Here is a 3,765-nt window from a genome sequence, read left to right as displayed (position 1 = left end):
CTACAAACTCCCCATCGGATGTAACAGCATAGTGCAACAATCCTAAATCTATACCCTTTGAGTTTTGTTCGGTGGGTTGAATTTCTGCAACCTCTACAGGTACACTTTTATCTTCTATGGTGAAGCTAATATACCATCCGTCTGCTTCACGGATGACTGTACCTGTCTTAACCTTGAATCTGTCTGGTATTGGGCGATTGAATACTAAAGGGACTAAGCCAATCTTTGGTAAATTGACACAACACCGACCATTAGCATTTTTGACAATATTGGTGTTTGATAACTGGGGATAACTAAAAGAATTATAGTAATGCTTTCCCTTGAATTTAGGTCTACCACTGGTTTTACCTTTTTTATCAGGTAAGGTAAAGTTATCCATCGTAGTTTGTACGCGCTGGATCACATCTTGCAATACCTGGGAGTGCATAGACTTATACTCAGGGAATAGTTTTTTAGTCTGTGCCAAGTCTGCTAGTTGAACAGTTTCCCAGACAACATATCCGTTGATTATATTCGGATGCTTATCCCCTTTCCTTGTTATCGGATTACCATTACTGTCCTTTTTTCTGCCATCTCGTGTTTGTATCCTAAATTCAGGGATATTCTGATATATGCCCTCTACAGGTACTACTGAAACATTAAGTGGACAAGCATTGACTGGTGTGCGCGTTGCTTCAAACCAGTTTAACCTTTCAGCTAAACGATAATTATATTGCTTCCTGGCTNATCCTAAATTCAGGGATATTCTGATATATGCCCTCTACAGGTACTACTGAAACATTAAGTGGACAAGCATTGACTGGTGTGCGCGTTGCTTCAAACCAGTTTAACCTTTCAGCTAAACGATAATTATATTGCTTCCTGGCTATTTCTAACCAATTGGATATAATAACCGATTGACTTTTATGGGGCTTTAGCTTGTACTTGTATTTCAGTAGCATTGTAGTACCAACCCTTATACCCTAGCTATTATATCAAAATCAAGGACAAACCACAAGCATAAAGCCCGGCTTTCCCATGCGACGCTCCCCTACGGGAGAGCGCGGAACTTCCCGCCGGGGGAGTTAAAAAAGCTGAGATACAGCTAAAGTCATATGAGTGAGATAAAACACTATAAATAAAATATTCTTGTAGAGATCTTCTATGGAAGGTCTCTACATTCTTTTTTGGAAATGTTTATGCTCTCCAATATGGGGGAAATAGAAGGTTTGTGTCATATCAAATCCGTCTAATTCGGCATAAAAAAAATTTTTATTTTAACCTAAAGAGCAAATGTTTCTAAATTCTCTTTTCTCCTGACTCCTGACTCCTGACTCCTGACTTATATCATGTCCGGATAATTAGTGATAAAACAACTTTCTCCTTCTTCTCCTCTTCTTCTTCTTTTTCCTTCTTTCTTCTTTCTTGTTTTTTCCCACCTGACTCCTGACTCCTCCAAGGAAAACCGAGGTTAGTTTCTACACCATTCCACCCACAAAAAGACGTAAAGTAGTCAATAAAAATACCTGTTTCCAGTAGCTACTTCAACAAAAGGGTACTAATCACGTTAAAGCTACCTTTTTTTTACAGACATTAAAATCATCCTTGCGTCTATTGTCCCTCACTATTTTCTCAGCTAACTCTTATCAAGATCACAATCTACCATCTGTAATTTTTCAGTTGAGGTTGGCATGATTGTTATCAAGATAAATCAATCAATTAAACAAGGAGCAAGACAAATGGTTTTAACAATTTTCCCTTCTATTAAAGAAAATTTTTGGCAAGCTATTGACACTAGCAAATTCTCTGGCAACCCCGCAGAAGATATCAGACTTCAGTCATTACGAAATATTTCTATTCCAGAATTAGTTAAAGTTTTAGAACAATATTCTTATGTAACTAGAATTCACGTTCAAAGTTTAAATTATGTTTGTAATGTTGTTAAACCAGGTAAATTAAAGGTATTACTGGATGAGATTCATTTTGAAGAAGCTGGTGATGGAAATCCAGAAGATTCTCACTATAATTTACTGAAATTATTCTTATTTGGATTAAATGAAGCTTTTGGTGGAACCATGCTCACCAATAAAATTAATCCACAAGTTGATGCTTTAATTGCCAAGTATGATGCAGATTTAAAAAGTCATCCTGCTCACGTTGCTATTGGTATGGCAGGTATGGGTACTGAATGTATTTGTGGTCCGATTTTAGAAGAAATTTGGGCACAAGTTCAAGCTCGTAAAGATTTAGAAGATATATTACCTCAATTAAACNTTGCTATTGGTATGGCAGGTATGGGTACTGAATGTATTTGTGGTCCGATTTTAGAAGAAATTTGGGCACAAGTTCAAGCTCGTAAAGATTTAGAAGATATATTACCTCAATTAAACTTAGAATTTTGGGATATTCACACTGGAGAAATCGATCATTCTCATGCTTTAAGAATGCGCAATGCCATAGATGGGGCAGTAGGAGAAAGTGAAGAATCTGCAGAACAAATTCTTGCTGGTTATCAGTTGTCTGTGAAGTTCTGGGATGATTTATTAGATATTTTTGTGACTCTATAGATGTAGTCAAAGATATGTGGAGGTAGTTAGAAACACTCCTCTGCTTACTCTTAACTTAACTGGTTGATATGGTGTTATACCATTTATCAAAAACTTTTCTACCTGTATGTTGAGTAGGGGAGTAGGTAGGGACGTTTTCAGCTAAGAGCTGACATTAAACGCTGCGCGACATGAAACGCATTAATGCTCAAGCAACGTCCGTACAGAGAAGCAAAAATAAGAATAATTAACATTAAACTAGCCAAAATTAGCTAAAAAATGATTATGATTGTACCGATTAGTTAATAACTGAAGTATAGCCCAAGTATAGCAATACTTTTGAAAATTGGTATTATATTAAATCCGGTTAATTCGGTATAAAAAAATGTTCCATCTTGACATAATGCCAAATCTTTCTATATTTCCCCATCCCCCCACACTCTATTATCTAATTACACCGATGCTACCGGACTTGATATTATTAGTAGATAAAAAAGGAATGTATTAGAGTTATGAAGATTCACGCAGATTTAACTCAACGAGCTATTATTGACAGTCAAAATTTACCTTGGGTAGATTCTCCTATCCCCAATATCCAACGTCGGATGTTGGAAAGGAATGGGGAAGAAGTGGCCAGAGCGACTTCTTTAGTGAGCTATGCCCCTGGAAGTACATTTTCTAATCATACTCATGGAGGTGGGGAAGAATTTTTTGTTCTAGAAGGCACTTTTTCCGATGAAAATGGGGATTATCCAGCGGGAACCTATGTGCGAAATCCTGTGGGTTCAACCCATACACCCTCTAGTCGAGAAGGGTGCATCATTTTTGTCAAACTCTGGCAAATGTCTTCAACAGACCAAAAACGGGTAGTAATTCAGACCTCGGATCATCCTTGGCTACCAGGATTAGTAGATGGGTTACAAGTTATGCCATTACACAGTCATGGGACGGAAAATGTGGCTCTAGTTAAGTGGAAACCAGGAACGGTGTTTCAACGCCACAGTCATTTCGGGGGAGAAGAAATTTATGTCCTGAATGGAGTTTTTGAAGATGAATTGGGGACATATCCTCAAGGAACTTGGATTCGTAATCCTCATGGCAGCGTTCATACGCCTTTTAGTCAAGAGGGTTGTGTTATCTATGTCAAAACAGGTCATTTGCAAGAAAAGCTGCCTAATTAAGGTTTGCTGAGAAAGTCTTTTTTCGGGAGTAGGGGAGCGGGGGAGTAGGGGAGTAGGGG

At 37.9% G+C, this 3,765-nt stretch carries 2 protein-coding genes; one reads left to right on the top strand and one right to left on the bottom strand.

Going from position 1 to position 3,765, the window contains the following annotated elements; translation table 11 throughout:
- Nucleotides 1-726: 726 nt before the first annotated feature.
- Nucleotides 727-941, bottom strand: a 215-nt coding sequence (locus AFK68_RS44405; RefSeq protein WP_371357261.1) for a helix-turn-helix domain-containing protein, incomplete at its 3' end; no start/stop codon positions are given.
- A 2,096-nt stretch (nt 942-3,037) separates the two neighbouring features.
- On the opposite strand from AFK68_RS44405, the gene AFK68_RS06475 reads away from it, so the two are divergent.
- Nucleotides 3,038-3,706, top strand: coding sequence for a cupin domain-containing protein (locus AFK68_RS06475; protein WP_094672063.1), 669 nt, complete (start codon nt 3,038-3,040; stop codon nt 3,704-3,706).
- Nucleotides 3,707-3,765 lie beyond the last annotated feature (59 nt).

This window comes from Hydrocoleum sp. CS-953 (assembly GCF_002260545.1).
GTDB lineage: Bacteria > Cyanobacteriota > Cyanobacteriia > Cyanobacteriales > Microcoleaceae > Trichodesmium.
The sequence above is the reverse complement of the archived record's forward strand: the minus strand, read 5'-3'. Positions and strand labels throughout refer to the sequence as shown.